The 19,301-nt window shown below is 42.7% G+C and carries 13 protein-coding genes; 10 read left to right on the top strand and 3 right to left on the bottom strand.

The features are described from left to right. The 3 genes from FIB07_17330 to FIB07_17340 form a co-directional block, all read left to right on the top strand. Window positions 1–1,105 (top strand): ABC transporter permease (locus FIB07_17330; protein NJD54610.1); only part of this gene is annotated, 1,105 nt, incomplete at its 5' end. Between the two features lies 1 nt (window position 1,106). After that, window positions 1,107–2,264, top strand: coding sequence for an ABC transporter permease (locus tag FIB07_17335; protein ID NJD54611.1), 1,158 nt, complete (start codon window positions 1,107–1,109; stop codon window positions 2,262–2,264). Between the two features lies 1 nt (window position 2,265). Next, on the top strand, window positions 2,266–2,928 hold the full coding sequence (locus tag FIB07_17340) for an ABC transporter ATP-binding protein (protein NJD54612.1): 663 nt from the start codon (window positions 2,266–2,268) through the stop codon (window positions 2,926–2,928). Window positions 2,929–2,934: 6 nt separating this feature from the next. On the opposite strand, the gene FIB07_17345 is transcribed toward FIB07_17340, so the two are convergent. Then, entirely contained in the window at window positions 2,935–4,197 is a 1,263-nt protein-coding gene (locus FIB07_17345; GenBank protein ID NJD54613.1) for a hypothetical protein, read from the bottom strand. Between the two features lie 348 nt (window positions 4,198–4,545). Here FIB07_17345 and FIB07_17350 point away from each other — a divergent pair, with 348 nt between their 5' ends. Then, window positions 4,546–6,378, top strand: coding sequence for a geranylgeranyl reductase family protein (locus FIB07_17350; GenBank protein ID NJD54614.1), 1,833 nt, complete (start codon window positions 4,546–4,548; stop codon window positions 6,376–6,378). 27 nt (window positions 6,379–6,405) lie between these two features. Here the strand turns inward: FIB07_17350 and FIB07_17355 are convergent, their stop codons facing one another. Continuing rightward, on the bottom strand, window positions 6,406–6,885 hold the full coding sequence (locus FIB07_17355) for a universal stress protein (GenBank protein ID NJD54615.1): 480 nt from the start codon (window positions 6,883–6,885) through the stop codon (window positions 6,406–6,408). Window positions 6,886–6,900: 15 nt separating this feature from the next. Then, window positions 6,901–8,007: a hypothetical protein gene (locus tag FIB07_17360; protein ID NJD54616.1), complete on the bottom strand. Its 1,107-nt coding sequence runs from the start codon at window positions 8,005–8,007 to the stop codon at window positions 6,901–6,903. A gap of 639 nt (window positions 8,008–8,646) precedes the next feature. Here FIB07_17360 and FIB07_17365 point away from each other — a divergent pair. From FIB07_17365 to FIB07_17390, 6 genes are all read left to right on the top strand, one after another. Continuing rightward, a complete protein-coding gene (locus FIB07_17365) occupies window positions 8,647–9,324 on the top strand; it encodes a hypothetical protein (GenBank protein NJD54617.1) in 678 nt (225 codons plus the stop codon). A gap of 262 nt (window positions 9,325–9,586) precedes the next feature. Then, window positions 9,587–12,385, top strand: a complete 2,799-nt coding sequence (locus FIB07_17370) for a hypothetical protein (GenBank protein NJD54618.1) — start codon at window positions 9,587–9,589, stop codon at window positions 12,383–12,385. Window positions 12,386–12,391: 6 nt separating this feature from the next. Next, window positions 12,392–14,578 carry a hypothetical protein gene (locus tag FIB07_17375; protein NJD54619.1) on the top strand — a complete coding sequence of 729 codons (2,187 nt, stop codon included), beginning with the start codon at window positions 12,392–12,394 and terminating at the stop codon, window positions 14,576–14,578. 4 nt (window positions 14,579–14,582) lie between these two features. Then, the gene (locus FIB07_17380; GenBank protein NJD54620.1) at window positions 14,583–16,511 is read left to right on the top strand and encodes a hypothetical protein; all 1,929 of its coding nucleotides are present in this window, start codon (window positions 14,583–14,585) and stop codon (window positions 16,509–16,511) included. Window positions 16,512–16,603: 92 nt separating this feature from the next. Then, on the top strand, window positions 16,604–18,148 hold the full coding sequence (locus FIB07_17385) for a multicopper oxidase family protein (protein NJD54621.1): 1,545 nt from the start codon (window positions 16,604–16,606) through the stop codon (window positions 18,146–18,148). 66 nt (window positions 18,149–18,214) lie between these two features. Further along, window positions 18,215–19,301: hypothetical protein (locus FIB07_17390; protein NJD54622.1), on the top strand; the 1,087-nt coding region annotated here is incomplete at its 3' end.

Genomic DNA, 19,301 nt, shown 5'->3' on the forward strand with positions numbered 1-19,301 from the left:
ATTTATAACATTATCTATAATTTTCGCCACTGCAAATATCATCGCCATTAACGGGCTTATGGATGGGATGATATACGATTTCGTTGACAACACGGTTGAGTCGTCCATAGGTCATCTGAATATTTACCCGGATGATAATGAGCGTTTCATTGATGGACTTGGTATAAAGGAACAGAGGCTTGCAGCGTTAAAAGAGGTAGAAGCATATTCTCCAAGGCTCTCTGCAAGCGGAGTCTTATCACACAAAGAACTTTCTGCGCCTATCGTAGTTCTGGCCCTGGATCCTGAAAAAGAAAGGAAAGTGACAGAACTCCTCCAAAAACTCGACAGGGGCGCGCCTATAGACTCCAATGATAAGAATGCCATTCTTATTTCCTATCGTCTTGCAGAAGACCTGAAATTAGATGTCGGGGATGAAGCGGAGCTTGCCTTTGAGAACGGACAGGTCAAATTATATAATGTAAAAGGGATTGTCCGGACTGGAGACAAAGATTTTGACGGCTCCACAGTTGTAATGCCTCTTATTGAGGCTGATAGGCAGCTTGCAATTGATAATAGTGCTTCCGTTATCCTGATCAGGCTTTCGGATAAGGACCTGGCAGGTACATACAAGCAGGGGTTAATGCAGGATCTTGAAGTAAGTAATATTAAAACATGGAAGGAAGAGACCGAATTCTTGCTAAGTTTTGCAGATGCATGGAAAGGTTTTACTGCTGTTATATCCTCGGTTGGCTTGATTGCTGCAGCAATCTCGGTAGGAATAGTAATATACATAAATGTACTTCATAAAAGAAGGCAGATAGGGATAATGAAAGCCATAGGAGCGAAAGACTCCTTCATTTTTACGGTTTTTATAATAGAGGCTGCGCTTTTTGGCGTAATAGGAGTTTCCATTGGGAACATTGTGGGATACCTTGCAACCTGGTACCTGGAAACGCATCCTTTTTACGACGCCATAATGCAGACATGGATAAGCGCAAGGTTCGGCTATTACCTGCTTTATAATGCAACGCTCATTTCTTTTACAGTAACAATACTGGCCGGGGTATATCCGGCTATCAAAGCAAGCAGGGTGGACATTATTAAAGCCATTTGGGGGAAGTAAGATGTCAGGTGTTTTCTTTTATGCAAGAAAAGATGCCGAAAAAAATAAACGAATGTTTTTTTTAATTACAATAGCTATTGCGCTATCAACTGCAAATATTATCATCCTGAACGGGGTCATGGACGGCATAACCGATGACTTCCTTGAAAGGACAATGGAGACCACGTCAGGTCACCTTAATATTTATCCGAATGAGAATGACAGATACATAGATGGGTTGGGCATAAAAGAACAAAAACTTGAAGGTCTGGAAGAAGTAATCGCTTATTCTCCCAGAATTACCACAGGCGGTGCATTATCTTATAAGGAAAAGTCCAGGTCTGTGAGGATTATAGCTCTGGATCCTTCAAAAGAAAACAGGGTTACAATCCTGTTAAGCAAAATTGATTCAGGGGAAACCCTGAAAGCTAACGATAGAGACGGGATTTTAATATCATATCGACTGGCAGATGAGTTAGAAGCCAAAGTTGGGGATGAAGCAACTATCGTATTTGAAAAAGGAAATACCAGGGTGTTCAGGATAAGGGGGGTATTGCGCACAGGGATGGCGATGGATACTAATACAGTTATAGTAAATTTTGAATCTGCCTCAGAGCAGTTAAATCTGAATAATAAAGCCTCGATCATTCTTATCAAGCTTTCAGATAAAACTCTTTCAGAACAGTATAAAGATATAATTTCAGGAAAACTTGGAATCCAAAAAGTCAAAGAATGGAAAGAAGAAGTGGAATCCATGTGGAGTACAATCAGGACCTATAAGGAGATTATAGCCACAATAAATGCAATCGGATTATTTGCAGCAGCCGTTTCTGTAGGGGTTATACTGTATATCAATATAGTCCATAAGCAAAGACAAATTGGCATAATGAAAGCCATAGGAATGAAAGATTTCCAGATATTGTCGGTATATATTATCGAGGCGGCAGTTCTCGGGATAATAGGTATACTGATAGGAGACGGATTGGGGTTTGCAGGTATAAAATATTTACAGGCACACCCTTTTTCTGACCCGACCCTGGGTTCAATAGCTCCAAGATTATATTCATATCTCTTTTACGATGCATCGTTAGTCACAATGCTCATCGTAATCCTTGCTGCTGCATATCCTGCCCTGGTGGCTGGCAGGATGAACATCATAAAAGCAATCTGGGGTAATTAAAATGGAAATAATTAAAACCAGTGATCTTAAAAAGAGTTATACACTTGGCAAAATCGATGTTAAGGCACTCAACGGCGTTGACAGTTCTATAGGACAGGGAGAATTTGTTGCCATCATGGGTCCATCGGGTTGCGGCAAATCAACTTACCTGAACATGATCGGTATGCTTGATACCCCGACATCGGGGAGTATATACATAGATGGCAATGATGTGACGAAAATGAACAGCAGCGCGAGGGCAGAATACAGGTTAAAGCATATAGGCTTCATTTTCCAGTTCTTCAACCTATTCATGGAGCTCACAGCGCTTGAAAATGTAATGTTCCCCATGATGCTTAATAAGCAGCCCGGTCATAAGGAGAAGGCAAAGGGATTGCTCAATCTGGTTGGTCTTGGCGACAGGCTTCATCATCTCCCGTCAGAGTTGTCAGGCGGGCAGCAGCAGCGCGTTACTATTGCAAGAAGCCTTGCCAACAGCCCGAAAATACTCCTGGCTGATGAGCCGACAGGTAACCTTGATACAAGGTCTTCGATAGAAATAATTGAACTTTTCAGGAAATTAAACAAGGAGAGGGGGCAGACAATCGTAATGGTAACTCACAGTTTGGAAATTGGCGAGATGGCGGACAGGATAATCCATTTCAGGGATGGAAAGGTTGAGTGATATGCCTCATTTTATGCACTTTGCGACCTTATTCATGATTGTATGATCCTCACCGAGCTTGCAGATAGAGTCACAATGTGAGCAGAGTTCGGAAAATAAAATATATGCTATTTTAATCCCATCTTGCGTCATGAGAGCAGGTCTTTTCAATTGGGCGATTATATCCTTTTCTCTTTGATCAGGTGCAACCAGATAGAGCGATACCTTTTCTGATCTTGAAAGTGTAAGAGCTAAATCGGTGAGACGCAGAATACCAGAATATATCGAAGTGCTTTTCTCTACTTCGTATGCGCTCACAAATTTATTTGTACCTTTTTCAAACCAGATCACATCAATAAGAGCAATAGTTTTCTTTACTTCGTTTCCAGCTTCAATATCTGGAAGTTCGGGTAAAGAAATAAATGAAAAACTTTCGGAATTATACGATTTTGCCCTATCATTGGAGGCTATCACAACATCATAACCAAGGGATTTCCCGATCTTCATCAATAAATATTGGATTTTTGTATGTGTATGCTCTTCTTCTATCTCAAGCTGTACATCTTGATGCCTTTTCTGGATGAGTTTTTCTCTCTTTTTTTCCTCTTTTTCTATGACTATCTGAACATTCTCATCAATAACAATCCTCCCCACTCCGATATCAAAAAGCAATCCTGTGATTGCTCCCAGATCCTTGGATAGCAAATTCTTAAATTGATCATTTACTTGCAGGATTGTGTCCCTCATTTCCAAATAATCATCCCAGGAACCCAGTTTTTTATGATCTTTAAATAATAAATTAAATCCATTCACTATGGCTGTGTTAAACGGCGGGGTAATAGTTGGATGAATAAAGTAAAGTATGTTTGCTACTGCAGGACCCAACCCTTTAATATTTTGATGTGATAATTTAATTATCTCTTTAATGATCTGTTCTTCTTTTGTTTTAAGGCAGGAATCCAGGAATTGCCCAAAGAAAATTTTATTTGCATCGTTTTCATAAATATCAGGTATCCTGAGTTTTGGTTTCCAATAGAATGGATGAGCGGCTCCTTCAAAAACTTGTTTTTGTTCTGTTATGGCAGTCAGAACTACTTCAAGGGAAGAACCTTTAAAATCGTTAGGGAATTCACCTTCTTTAATATCCTTTATAGCCTGTTCAACACCTCTTCGAATTGCTCCAAAGGCTTTTATCCTTGATTCATTGTTGATGAACCATGTGTTGTATACGCTTTCAGGATCTTTTTTATAAGTCTGTATAATAAATTGGATTTTTTCTTGATCAATCATATTAATATCATTTTAAGTTCACATATGGCTAATAAATAATTAAAAAGAGATGGCATCGTATTTATTTGTCCCATTAAGTATCCACTTATCTTATTCGCTATTCAGAATTAAGCACAGGAAGAATGGCATTTGCATGTACCTCTTGTGATTTTCTTTATCTCTCTGATCTTCAATATCTTCACCTCAATCAAGCAGATAACTTTAATTCTTTAATTTGTTTTTGGTTTAAATTTGGAAAATCCTTTTTTGAAACAAAAGGATTTATGCAGGAAATTCAATAATAAATATAATTTGATTTAAGGGAACCTGGTGACAGTACTTAACTGAAAAAATTGCAGAGAGGATAAAATGAAATACGATGTTATTGTGGCAGGTCTGGGCCCGGCCGGGGCAACGGCCGCTTATGAGTTAAGCAAAAAGGGCTTTAATGTGCTGGCGATCGATAAGCAGAAGCATCCCAGGTACAAGCCATGCGGAGGGGGGCTTAGCGCCAAGATCGAGAAAATTCTGGAGCCTGATTTTAAGACAGTAGTTGAGAGAACCATACGTAAAGTGAACTTCACTTTCAGGGGAACAGGGGACATCCATATAGAATCCGAAACCCCCCTGGTGTATATGGTAATGCGTGATGTTTTCGATAACTTCCTCGTGGAGAAGGCAAGAGCAAAAGGTGCAGAAATACATGAGCAGGAGAAGGTCACGCATGCGGAAGAAGGAAAAGACAGCGTGGTTGTAATGACTGAAAAAAATACGTATTTCGCAAAGCTTCTTATCGGGGCTGATGGGGTCAATAGTACAACCGCCCGGTCAATCGGACTCAAACCCAAAAAGAAGACTGCGGTACTCATAGAAGGCGAGGTTAAAGTCAAAGAGAAGCGGTTCAAAAAAATAGAAGACGAAATACAGTTTGATTTCGGTTCTGTCCCCTACGGTTACGGCTGGATTTTCCCGAAAGCTGACCACCTCTCACTCGGAGTCGGCGGATTGAAGGAAATGATAAAAAATCCCAAACCATACTACTCGGGGTTCCTGTCAGACCTGTACCTGCTTGATGACATTGAGAATGAAAAAAGGTTCGGCTACACTATCCCGGTTTTTGACGGGGTGTCAAAAATCGCAAGCTTCCGCACCATGCTGGTTGGCGATGCAGCCGCCCTTGCAGATCCTTTTCTCGCTGAAGGAATTTATTATGCAGTACGCAGCGGGCAGATCGCGGCAGAAGTGGCTGAAGATTTATTGCACGGCAATACTACAACAGCGAGTTACCAGGAGCGCATAGCTCAGGAAATATACCCTGAATTACAATATGCGAGAAAAATCGGCATGGTCTTTTATACCTTCCCGAAACTGGGATATGAACTGTTGAAACGCTACCCGGAATTCTATAAACAGATATTCGATGTTGTGAGGGGAGAGGCAAGCTATGAACAGTTATGGGGCAAAATGAAAAGTAAAGCAGGCATCGAGATTATGGCATATCTCGGCCTCCTTAAAACCAGGCCCCAGGATGTTCAGGAGATGTATGATTCAATGGCAGACCAGTACAATTCATATGCATCCCTCTGGAAGAATACACTGGGAAAGGGAGTATGGAAGTATTTTGAGGACTTGTTACAGAAAAATATTAAAGACGGTGCAACTGTCCTTGATGCAGGAACAGGAACTGGAGAAACGATCAGAGCCACGCTTAATAACTCAAATCCCTCAAAAGTTGTTGGCATTGATATCTCAAAAGGGATGCTAAAAATAGCACGGGAACAAATAAAAGACAAAAGGGTCAGTTTCAAGGTACAGGATATCTCGACAACACTCCCGTACCCGGATGAGTCTTTTGATGTTGTCACCTGCGCATGGGCGCTGGAAACATTGAAAGAACCCAAAAAGACAGTAGCGGAGTTTCTCCGTGTAATAAAAGAGGATGGCTACGTAATCTATGCTTTCCACAGCTTACCCACCGATATTATGGGTCGGCTTTACTCATATCTAATGGGGCAACTCCTGAAGGAAAAATATGAACTCCGATTCCTCACCCCGAAAGAACGTCCATTCCACAAGTGCGGCAGGTCAAGCATAGCAAGTTTTGCCGGGGGACTTGCAACGGTCGTTGTTCTCAGGAAATGCTGCAGTGTAGAAGATGAAACTGCGCCGTGCCTGATAGGCGAGGAAGAGATACCGGCATAGGCTTGCCTCCTTCTGAACAGGCCTTACTCAGTTTCTCACAGTCAATACAGGAATCCCCGATCCTCGTATAACTTTATCTGCCACGCTTCCAAGCAAAAATTTTTCAATCCCGCTTCTGCCCAGTGTACCCATTACTATCAGGTCAATAGATTGCTCTTCTGCAAGTTTCAGGATCTCCTCAGCCGGAAGTCCCTCCACGATCCATTTCACGACATCCAGGCCTTCTCCTTTTGCCAGGTCTTCGATGTATTTTATAGCCGCATCGCCTTCCCGTTTCAAAATTCTTTTCAAACCTTCAATGGTTATATCAGCAGAATTGTACGATTTAGAATCATAATCCGCTTCTATATCCAGGTTTATGGAGGGAGAGACAAGGCTTATAACATAAACAGCATGAAGCTCTGCTCCGGAAAGTTTTGCGAGTTCGATTGCATAGGTTACTGCTTTTTTAACATGCTCTGATCCATCGGTTGCTATCAAGATTTTTTTATAGATTTTGCTCATAATTCTCTCCTGAAACGTTTATTTTCTTATATTATTTATTCCCGCGGCATGGCAGTCAGCGCAGAACTTCGGTTGGTGGCAGCTGCTGCAATCTTTGCCTATTAAAACCTCTTTCTTATGTGTTCTCAGCCAGTCACCGGGATGCTCTTTCTCCTTACTGTGACAGGTGGCGCATATATTCTCCTTTACTATCGGGCTGTGTTTCACATTAGAGTGACAGTTATAACACGCGATTTTATTATTTGTGACGTGGGTCTTATGAACTAAATCGAAATCATCATATTTCTCTACCCTCTCTTTTACATTGTGACATGAATAACACTTGTCCTTCGGGACAACATCATCTGCACCACTTGATATATTCGTATGGCAGGTCGAGCATTCAGCACCGCGGCTGACATGGCCTGTATGATTAAAATTCGAATAATTCCGGAATTTTTTTTCTTCCGGTGGGCCGTGACATGACGGGCATCCTGAAATAGAAGTGTTATCCGGTACATTCCTGAAATGACATGTAATGCATGTTGAAGTGGTCACAACTATATGCCCCGTATCTTTTTTCATCTGGGCAAGACTTGGATGGCACTGGCCGCAGGATGGTTCTGTAACCCGCTGGTGTTCTTTCATCCCTATCACAAGCATGGAATGGCAGCTTGTGCATGTTAACCCGATGCCTCTCTTTGGCTGGAGTAAATGGTCCCTGTGGCTGAAATTCACATTCAGGTAACTGGTATTTGAAGAATAGATACGCTTTTCATGACAGGTGAGACAGTTTTTATCAAGCACCTTTGCATAAAGCTGCCCTGAATAATCCTCAGTTCTGGTTTCATAGTTGTAGAATTGTTTAAGCCCGTTCATCTTGCCTTTTATCTCGCCTATCACGCCCGGCTCGTAATGGCATTTTACGCAGGCAACATCATTATGAGAGGATGCATTCCATGAATCATAATATGGCCTCATGATATGGCAGTTCTTTCCGCAGAATTCGGGGCGCTCGGTTATCTCAATGGCCTTTTCCGAGGCTACAAATACTGCTGAAATCAGGATAATGAGCGCAATTGTAAATTGCAGCCGATGCGCCAAAATCCAGTCCTTGATAATAGATATAAGCGATGTGTTTTTCATTTGAAATTTCAACCTTGATTTATGTTTCAACCGAAATAATCCAAATTCATAGCGAGTTGTAGAGATGCCAATCGGAGGAACCGACTATTTTCATAATTTATAGTCGGATGTCCTCCCTTCTCTCATAGGATGGCATCTCATCAGGTTTGCTTGCGCATATCTCAATGGGCTCTCCTCCGAAGAAGTCCGAATAAGCTGATTTTATCTAGCAAACTGCTGCATGACTCACAGGACTCGCGTCGAAAATGAGCTTACACTCTGGCGTATAGAAGAAGTGTGTCAATCCCATGTATTCGCTTTTTAGCTGCGGGTTTGTTTCGTTGACATCCATGTCACAGCCACAAATAGCGCATTTGCATAATGCCATTAGTTCACCTCTGAATTTAGATTGTTGTGATGCTTGAAGTCGTTTATGCTTCACAAAACAAAACTTTGTTATTTCAGATCTTCTTATTTGCAAATAAAAAGATATCCAAAAATAATCCGCACTTTTTCTTATAAAAACAGTAAAAGAACTATAAGTATGATTTAACTTTTTAAAGCAAAAACCGATTAAAGAATGAGCGCCTGCAATAAATGTATAATTAAGTTTAGCAAAAAAATGCCAAAATTAGAAGTGAGAAAATGAAAAATATAAATATGAGATATATTATGATTTCAGGAACAATCCTGTTATCCCTTGCCTTTACAATAAATATCGGCACAGCACAATTTGATAACCTGACCGATAATACAACTGAAGAAGCTTTTGAGGATATAGCGCCATATGACGGTACAATGGGCCCGGGCAGTGCTTTTTACGGATTAAAAATAGCATTTGAGGACTTTGGCGAGATATTCACGCTCAATGAGAGCGAAAAGATCGAAAAACAAATAGAACATGCAAGATCGCGGCTGGCTGAGGCAAAAGCCGAATTGAGAAGCAATAATAGGGATTACGCCAATATGGCGATTGAGCGGTACAGGGAAAAAATCCGGGCTGTTGATGATTCAGTTTCGAAGACCACCGGAAATGTTTCAGGACTTTTCGGTGCACAGAGAAGGATCATGAAGCATCAGTTCGTCCTGGAAAGGCTTCTTCAGGATTTCCCTGATAACAAAGGATTAAATAGAGCCCTTGATGACAGTGCGCAGCTTGAAGAAAAGTTTGAATCAAGGACTGACCGGAGATTTATGGGCATGTTCCAAAATGGACCGCCTGTTTTCAGGCGAGAAGTAAGAGAAAGTAATGATACAGAAGTCAATAACAGGGATGAAGAAAACGGTACAAGAGGTGGTTATCCGATGAAAATCCCGCCAATGGGATTTTGGGAATAGACTTTTATAAATTAAATTTTTACTTTTTACTTTTTTTCTCATAAATCAGTACCGGTCCAGGCACTGATGCCCGTTCGAACCATAGTGATGGCAGTGCCTGTTTATGTCAGTTGATAATACAAATTTTCGCATTGTATTACAAAAACATTTCTAAATACTTTACGCTTAAAAAAATTAATGTTTAAAGTATTTTTATCTTGGTTTTATAAAGCACAAACTGTATTAAAAACCAGAGTCCATATACCGGATTGATAGGATTGTGATGCTCAAGATTATGCTCATATCAGACAACAGGAAAAACAGGAAACAAATTGGAAATGACAGGAATAATCATCAGACGAATCGTCATTATTTGATTGCTGTCATAATATTTGCCCTGGTATTCTTCTCATCCCAGGCGTATGCCACGGAAGTCAATTCTTCCCACGACCATAATGCATCATCGTCTGATATTACAAATACCACAAATTCATCAACCGGCCACATCCACCTGAATTCAACTACAAACTCTTCCTTGCACGTTCATCCAGATGCGAACCTGTCCGTAGCTTTCCTGATGAAAGGCGCTGCAGAACAAATAAAAGTTAATATAGAGGATTTTGGAACAAAAAATCCTATATCGTCCGAGCCGCATGGTTCTCCGGTCAGGTTTTTTAAGGCAAATGCGCAGAACATTTCTTACGAAATTCTTACTATTAATGTATCTTATCCAGGAATGGAGCTAAATGGGATCGATGAAGAAGAACTCGTGATTTTCCGGCATGAACACAATAATTCAACATGGATCATGCTGCCCACAAAAGTGAACAAAGAAGGAAAAACTCTGGAAGCCACAACCGATTCTTTATCCCTCTTTGCAGTTTCATCTCATTCTGGAAATTCCTCTGCCCATAACCACAATAACACATCTGAGATCGATGGCAACACCTCCCATGACCATGCAGATAAAGAATTAATGCCGATATCAGTTTCCTTCACAGGACCCGGGAACACAAAGATCGCTCTTGAATTAGATAGTAGAAACAGCTCCAATGCTCCATTACCCGGCAGGCCGATCAAATTCTTCAGGATAAATGCCAGGAATTTATCATACAATAAAGTAAACATCGAGGTGGCATACCCGGATTCAGGATTAAATGGGGCGGATGAAAACAACCTTTCGATCTTCCATTATGCCAATTCAACATGGACAAAGCTTCCCACTGAAGTAAACGAAGACGAAAATACGCTGATGGCATCTGTAGAATCCTTATCCCTGTTCGCAATTTCGTCTTTTTTCGATACAGGACACAATATAACGGGACATAATATGGGTATGGGGATAGTGTCCCAGTGCCTGCGATGCCACGGAAGCAGCACGAATTACAGCGGCGGCATGATGGGGGAAACGAAAATCAATGAAAACATCTTGAACCTGAGCATTCACGCAGGTCTCAATAATGCAAGTTCCGACCTTAACAGGGCCTGCTGGGCATGTCACTCCAACTCAACAACACCGCCGGTAAAGCACCCGATGCACAATCCAGCGCTCACATGCACCTCCTGCCACATCACCGGGAAATTTGATTCATTAAGGACAACCGAGCATACAACCCATGCCACAAATATCACAGTGAATGCCACATGCGAGCTCTGCCACGGCAAATCACAGATGATAAATCTCAATGGGAGTACACTGAATTCGACCATCTCTCATTACGGCAAGAAAAGAACAGATATGATTGATCAAAATAAGACCAGCACCAATTGTTCGTATTGCCACCAGAGTCCAGGTTCTGAGTTCTCGGATGTTTTCAGTAAGGCATCAAGAACCAACATAACCCACAATGGAGGTGTTGGATGCTCATCGTGCCACGGCACAGGCAGGCTTCACGATACAACCCTTGTGAATATGAGGGGATACAACCTCTCAAATTGCGTGCAGTGCCACGGAAAGAGCGGTTTTGCTCTCAATAAAGTGGACGAAAACGCATTGAACCAGAGCATTCACGCCAATCTCAATAATGCAAGTTCAAGCCTCAACAGGGCCTGCTGGACGTGCCATTCAAATATTATTACTGCACCTGAAGTACACCCAAATATAGCCAGACAGCCAAATACATGCTCTACCTGCCATATTGAGGGGGCTCTTAACCTGACAAAAAAATTAAAGCCAAATCATCTGACGAGGCACACTCCCGAAAGCAGCCAGTTAAAGGTGGCGGCAGCATGCACCATTTGTCACAGCAACGATGCGCTGGCTTCAGGGAGAACAGTAAATTCCACAGTGTACCATTATGCCAGATATCCTGAAGCAGATACGAAAGACTGCGTGAGCTGCCACCAGAACAAGGAATTCGGGAAAAGATGGGGAAGCCCTCCAGACCCGAGAGAGACCTTGCAACTTGCAAATGTTGAAAAGAAGCTCGTTTCGGATGAAACCTGGAAACTTAACCAGAACTACAGCATAGCGGTAAGCGAAGTGGATAAAGAAGGCCAGTCGGTCTGGCTTGAACTGTATTACAATGGGAAACTGGTTCAAAAAGAGCTGGTTCCAGAAGGTGGCAGTTTCACGTACGATGCAAAACTGGTCGAGGAGGGCGACAATAAAACAATAATCGATCTTGGGATATCAGATATATACTATGGCGGCACCGTGAGCCTGGTGACCTTCAGCGGAGCCGTGCCAAAGCATATACATACCGAAACGAGCAGTATCCAGTGCTACGCCTGCCATGTCAGGGATTACAGGCCGGGTAAGCCTGACGGGTACAGGTTTTTCGTACTCAAGAACGAGGAGCAGAATATCACATTAAACCAGCTGGATATCGATTTTTCAACCGGAGATAAAAAAACGATGTACTCAGGTGAATCATGGGATCTTGGCAGCGGGTATGAACTGAGAATAAAGGATTTCAGCCGGGACCGTGCGTATGTGTTGCTCGCACTATTAAAAAACGATATCGTCGTTAAAGAAGAGTTTGTCAGGGAAGGGGATGATTTCACATACAATACGACATCAAATGGTGTCGAGGTCACGATGTTAAGCCTGAAGATATCGGGCATGTTCGTAAATGGATGAACAGGTATGAAAGAATCAATAAAACATCTGTTTTTTATTGTTCTTGCCGTCCAGGTGATCAATGTATCATCCACTGCTTCGGCTCAAGAGGCAATTATCGTAATTGAAGATGCCCGCCACCTGTCAAATGAGACGGATGTGATCGGACAAAATGAAACCGTTGGAAATTATACTGGTTCAGAACTGGTTCCGGGCCAGTATATAAAAATTGGTGAAGTTCCGGGGACGTTCCATGAATCTTCCCTGACGGGGGGGAATTTCAGCCCGGAATGCAGCGGCTGTCACGGTCTCGGTGGAATAGCCGTAAAACAGATAGATGTTGATGCCTTAAAAAAGAGCGTCCATGCGAACCTCAATAATAGAACAGAAAGCAGGGGAGTAATCGATCAGATCAACAAAGCCTGCTGGGCATGTCACGGCAATGGCACAATGCCTGTGACCCATCCTGAAGAATACCTGGCGCCAAGGTCATGCGCCTCATGCCATTCATTTAATACTTCTTATAACGCACCAGGTGTCAGAGCCCACACAAAAGCCGGGGAAAACCTGACCCTGAAAATAAACTGCGAGAAATGCCACGGCAACAGTCTTGTAAAATCCGGGTTTAATAATTCAAAAGCCAATGTTTCGCATTACCCGGCAAATATAACATATAATTCAACAGATTGTCTCTCATGCCACGGGAACCCTGCAAATGCCACAAAATGGGGGAACGCATCCCTGGTATTTTCCCATGCTAAAAACGGTTCATGCATTGATTGCCACGGAACAGGAAAAACATTGCACGATGTAAATCTTACAATTCCTGCTGAGAGAACATGCGTCAAATGCCATACAAAAGAAGATGCCGTAGAAAAATACGGGGCCAGTGGCATTATCCGCACACATTATCCCGGAGCGCCAGAAGGACGGGCGAATACGACCGCGCGGAATGCCAGCATCTCATGCGAATTGTGCCACAATGCGGCCAACACTACTATCCACAACAGCTCACTCACTAAAAACCTCCTGTACCGGAATAATGCTTCACAGGATAACAACCTGTCACGGATATTTTGCTCTGACTGCCACAGCCCGGGGGGAAGATTTCCCTATAAGCCCGTTGTTCAAATCCCGCGTCTTATTCATGGCAACCGGACAGAACACTCTGAACTTGGAATGAAATTGAACTGCGAGACATGCCACGATTCAGGCAGGGTGAGCAGGTTCCATAAACCTACTCTTGCGTGGGAGAGACCAGTTGGAAGGGTTGTGGATAGCAGCGGTGCCCAGTGTACTGATTGCCATAATACGCACGTAAAGCAGACAGTGCAGAATGTAACATGCACGACCTGCCATTCAGGCTACGATGCCTCGCACTACAGCAGTCTGATTGTAGAAAAAATCAACAAAACCCTCACCTGCGGCGTATGCCACAATGAAATAAAAAACCAGTTCCATAACCTGACAGGACCTGGTAAGGAGTTCTCAAAGCCAGGGATAAAAACAAATGAGACATTAATATTATCGTGCGACTCCTGCCACAACGCTACCGGGAAGGAAAAATTCCATTACAGCGAGTTCCCGGCAGGTACAATCCAGTCGCCGGGCTGGAATAACTGGAGTAATGGCACAAGGGTGAACAAGTGCTCGGACTGCCATGTAAAATACGGTGGTGAGCCGCCATTTAGAGCAACAAACCTGACATATCCCCCGCACAGGAACGCTTCTGATTGCACCCTCTGCCACGGCGGGGATACCCCGATAGCCCTGCATATGCTACAAAAATCAACCGGTGTCCCATATATCAAAGATATAGTTCTTGTCCCGCGGAAAAGCTATGCAGGCGATAACATCTCCATCAGTGCCCTGGCAGTCTCAGGATGGGATGACAGTATTATGAATGTGGAGTACTTTATCGACACTATCGGAGAGGGTGGAAGCGGCAGGAACCTGACCCTTGGAAAAGAGCTTGCCAGCGGCCAGGTAAGGGAAGCGTTTGCAGATATTGATACAACCGGCCTGACTGAGGGCACGCATATAGTTTCTGTGCACGCGCAGGATTCAAAAGGCAGGTGGGGAGATGTGAAACCCGCACCATTCGTGATAAATAAAAAGATTGGCCCACAGTATTTGTTCAGGCACTGGGAAGTAGTGTTCCTGATAGTGGGCGGACTTGTATTAATATACATATTTAAAAAATTTAGGAAATAATACTATGGAAACAGGGGATATACTCTTACTGATCGGATTACTTGCTTTGATAGCCTCAATATTAATATGTAAATTCAATAGCAGATATTTTATACATGGGCTGGGCATGGCGTTTCTTTCTATTTCATCTTCAGTCCTGCTTCTTGTTTACTATTTTATCTTGAATAATTTCAGCGTAAATTATGTATTCACTTACAGTGGAGACCTGAACTTCGCATACAGGATTGCAGCCGTGTGGACAGGGAAAGAGGGCATGCAGCTGCTGCTGGCATGGGCTACCATGCTTTGTATTTTGCTATTTCATATAAAAAATCAGGAGAATAATGGATTCGCACGGAAGATATTATACATAGTTATGGGCATTGAAATTCTATTTTTATTAACTACCCTTATGGACTCGCCTTTTAAACCCACGCCCGGCGCATCAGATGCAGGCATTTTATCAGGTCATGGTTTGAGTCCGAAGTTGATAAGCCCCTGGTTACTTGTCCATCCGCCCCTGGTATTAGTGGCATATGCGGCAGGAATTATTCTATTTGCCGCTGCAATTACCTACCTCTATTCAGGGGAAAAAGAGTGGGTCGGCACTGCAAGGTCGTGGGGAAGAGCTTCATGGCTGTTCTTATCCCTTGCGATGGCGACAGGTGGTGCTTGGGCATATGAGACAGTCGGCTGGGACGGCTTCTGGAGATGGGACCCGGCCCAATCAGGCGCACTCGTAATATGGCTTGTCCTGACTGCTGCGCTGCATGCTATCACCAGGCACCAGCGCAACTTCCGGGAGTATGATACGACCGCTCCGCTGTTATCTGCTTCAGTATTTATCCTGAGCTTCTATGTAATGTTCTTCTCGCGAAAAGGGGTGCGGGGTTCAGAACACAATTTCCTGGGGAGCGATATGTGGATCATATTGTTCGTTGCAATGTCATTAGCCATAATTATTACACTAATTTTAATCCTGAGGAGGAAATCACAGGAATCCGGCTGGAAAATGACATTGAAGAACCTGCACTCACTTCGCACTTCATTCCATGCAACTATTTTATTGTTGTGTATGCTGGCTTTTATCCCTTTCTGGGGCATCACACATGCCTTAATCTCAGAGAAGGTTTTCGGAGATCAAATCTTGATACCGGAAGAAGTCTATAATTTCTGGAGTTTTCCCATAATACTGCTGCTGACAGCGCTTACGGGATATTGTCTGCTTCAGGGTGCAGTCAAACCAAAAGTTCTCCAGATCATAATGCCCTCGGTGGTCTTTATAGGCGCTGTTACTGCGTTCTTCCCCGGGACACCCACTCTCCTTGACACGGCTTCAGGATTCAATCAGCAGATGTTTCTTGAAAGATCTATTGGATCTGTATCTGTAATTTCTTATATACCAATTTCTCTTTTTGCTGTTGGAGGTATATTTTTCAAATTTATTCGCGGCAAACACAGGTTTTCATGTAGTAATATTGGTATAGGGTTTATCCATGCGGGATTTATTTTTATTGTGCTTGGAGCAATTGTATCCACGTCTTTCAGTACAAAAACCACTATCGATTATACACCTATGGAACTAAATATTCCAAAGGGCATGGATACTGTATGGAGCGCGGCTGTAACGGATATCAGCACCAGTGTAAAAGCGCAAAGGGAAGTGCAAGTGGAGTCGGAACAGGTATTAAATTTGAATATCTACAAAAATGGGTATCCGCATGGGTCAGGCACGGTCAGTTTATCAAAAAGTGAAAGATCCGGCTATTTACATAAACTCCTTATTCACAGGACATTGTTTGCAGATATTTTGATGCATTATACTGAGGATGCATTAAACCCTTCTTCGATCAGTCTCAGTGTGGAAGTGATGCCGCTGGTAAATGTTCTCTGGGCTGGGTCCCTGTTTATGATTCTTGGCATAGTTATCCTGATATGGCCGAAAATTTTTTAAAAAAAATTTTGGTGATTTTTTTATGAATTTAAATCAAAAACTGCATAAATAGAGGAGGATAGAGTACTTTGAGGAAAAATGGAGGTAAATAAATGAATAAAAAATTGATAATTACGCTAATGTTATTAACAGCAGCAGCTTTTCTGGAGTTACCAGCGGTTTTCGCGTCTCAAAATGACCAACAGATGGATACCATGATGAATCAAAATATGATGGATAGGGGCCGCAACCTTATCCAAGATGGTGCAACCTTTGCACTTGAGGCAAATCCAATTGTAAAAAGTATTAATGGCAGCACTGTTCGCATGTACGGCTACAACGGTCAGATACCTGGACCCCTGATAAAGGTTAAGCAGGGCAGCAGCATCTATGTTAATTTTACAAATAACCTTGATATAGAGACTACTGTCCACTGGCACGGCTTGAGGCTGGAGAACAGGTTTGACGGGGTTCCCGTCGTTACGCAAGAACCTGTCAAGCCAGGAGAAAGCTTTCTCTACAAGTTAGATTTCCCCGATGAGGGCATCTACTGGTATCATCCTCATATAAGAGATGATATAGGTCAGGAGATGGGACTTTACGGGAATATACTTGTTGAACCTGCCCACCACATGAGCGGTTCAGTGGATAAAGAGGCGGCTCTGTTTCTCGATGATATCAAATTTATGAATGGCGATATCTACCCTTTTAACAGAAATTACACAGATTTCACTCTGACAGGACGATTAGGGGATATCATGCTGATCAATGGAGAGGCGGATTATCAACTGAATGTGAGAAAGGGCGAAGTTGTGCGGTTCTATCTTACAGATTCAGCAAATACGAGAACATTTAATTTCTCAATCGAAAACACCAAGATGAAATTAATCGGAGGAGATTCAGGAAGATATGAAAAAGAAACTTTTGTGGACTCTGTAGTACTCAGCGTCGGAGAGCGGTACATTGTAGACGTTCTCTTTGATAAGCCTGGCACGTTCCGGATTCTTAATAACATTCCAGAACAGAATAACACGGTGAAGACATACGTACTTGGCACAGTGAAGGTCTCTGATGATGCATCTTTCAATATGGGATCAACAAGTTTCTCGATCCTTAAGAAAAATTACGATGTGATCGGCGATATAGCACCGTTCAAAAAATATCGTTCCATAGCGCCGGATTATAAGCTTGATCTCACTATTGATATCCTCGACGAAGAGCTTGCAAGGGAACTTGAAAACATGATGATGGCTGTTGAGCCAATAGAGTGGGACGAGGATGAAGATATGGCTATGATGAACAGCATGTCAACAAGCGAGAATGTGAAATGGATTATCAAGGGCAATGTTAGTGGGGAAGAGAAACCCAACTACCAGGTAAATGCCGGCGACATAAAGAAGATCAGGATATTCAACGATCCAACATCGATGCATCCCATGCAGCATCCTATACACCTGCACGGACAGCGCTTCCTTGTTCTGGCACAGGATGGAAAATCCAATGATAATTTAGTGTGGAAGGATACTCTCCTCGTGCCTGCAGGAAGTACCATAGACATTCTCGTTGAATTCACCAACCCGGGAGAATGGTTGATGCACTGCCACATACCAGAACATGCGGAGGCAGGCATGATCGCATCCTTTACTGTGAGTCCATAAAAATGCACCCGAAGCAGTTATTAACTAAAAAAGAGATGTTATTTTATAAAGTTAAGGGAGGGTAATATGAAACTATCAATAAAAACAGCAATTGTTGTGCTTGCTGTCTTCATGCTGTCCATGCCTGTTTATGGCCAGATGGGTGGCGGCATGATGGGTGGAAAAGATATGATGGGCACTGGCATGATTGGCGACGAAATGATGCGTGGAATCGCAAAAGATATGATGAATAAAGGCCATGAAATGCGAAACCAGGAAGGCATGGCGGGAATGGGATTTATGCACAGCGAGGGAAACAGCTACGGGAACTATGTGACTTTTTCTGTGGATAATAGCACGGGAGCTGTGATGAATTACGGCATTTCCGGCATTACAGTCTTTGATTCTATAAAAATCGCCAACTTTGACTTTAAAGATTCAACAACATTGGGCTCCCTCACAAGAATCGTAAGCAAAGACGGTTCTGTTGTGATGCAATTGCATGATAATCCTGCCTCGGTAATCAACATCAGGGCAAAAGCAGATACAACTGTCACTTTTGATCTTGCGGACGGCGTGAATGCCTCAAAGGAAGATAATGTAGTGAAAATAGAGACGGGTAATTTGACAGCATATATCGCTTCAACGAACTCTACCTCCATAAGTATTGACGGGGGAGCGGTCAGGATCGGACCGGGCAAGGGAAATGTTATTTTCAGGGCCGTGCCTGTGAATATGCCGGTGGACGGGATGCATCAGAAATTCATGGGAGAAATGATGAAAAACAGGGCAGGAGCAGAGGTTTCTGTGGGTATGTCGGATAAATATTCCATTGTTGACTATTCCGAGAATATGAACGTCATGATAAGATCCATGGAAAAAAATCGTATGAGGATGACAATTAATTCCACAGACCCTTCAGGGAAATTTGTTATGATGAATATAGATAATAGTTCTTTAGTGTGGAACGAAAATCAGAGAATGCGCTTATACCTTGATAATAAGCCAATGAGGCAGGTCATGACCGAGCAGGAACTGTATGATGCAAAAGAATCTTCTTTCTGGCTTACCACACCCGGCGGGAACCGTATGCAGGCAATGATGTATATAGCAAATTTCTCTGAACGCGTGGTGGATATCGTGGTTGAAGACACTACAACGCCATCTCCAACAC

It is taken from the genome of Candidatus Methanoperedens sp. (assembly GCA_012026795.1).
Classification (GTDB): domain Archaea; phylum Halobacteriota; class Methanosarcinia; order Methanosarcinales; family Methanoperedenaceae; genus Methanoperedens.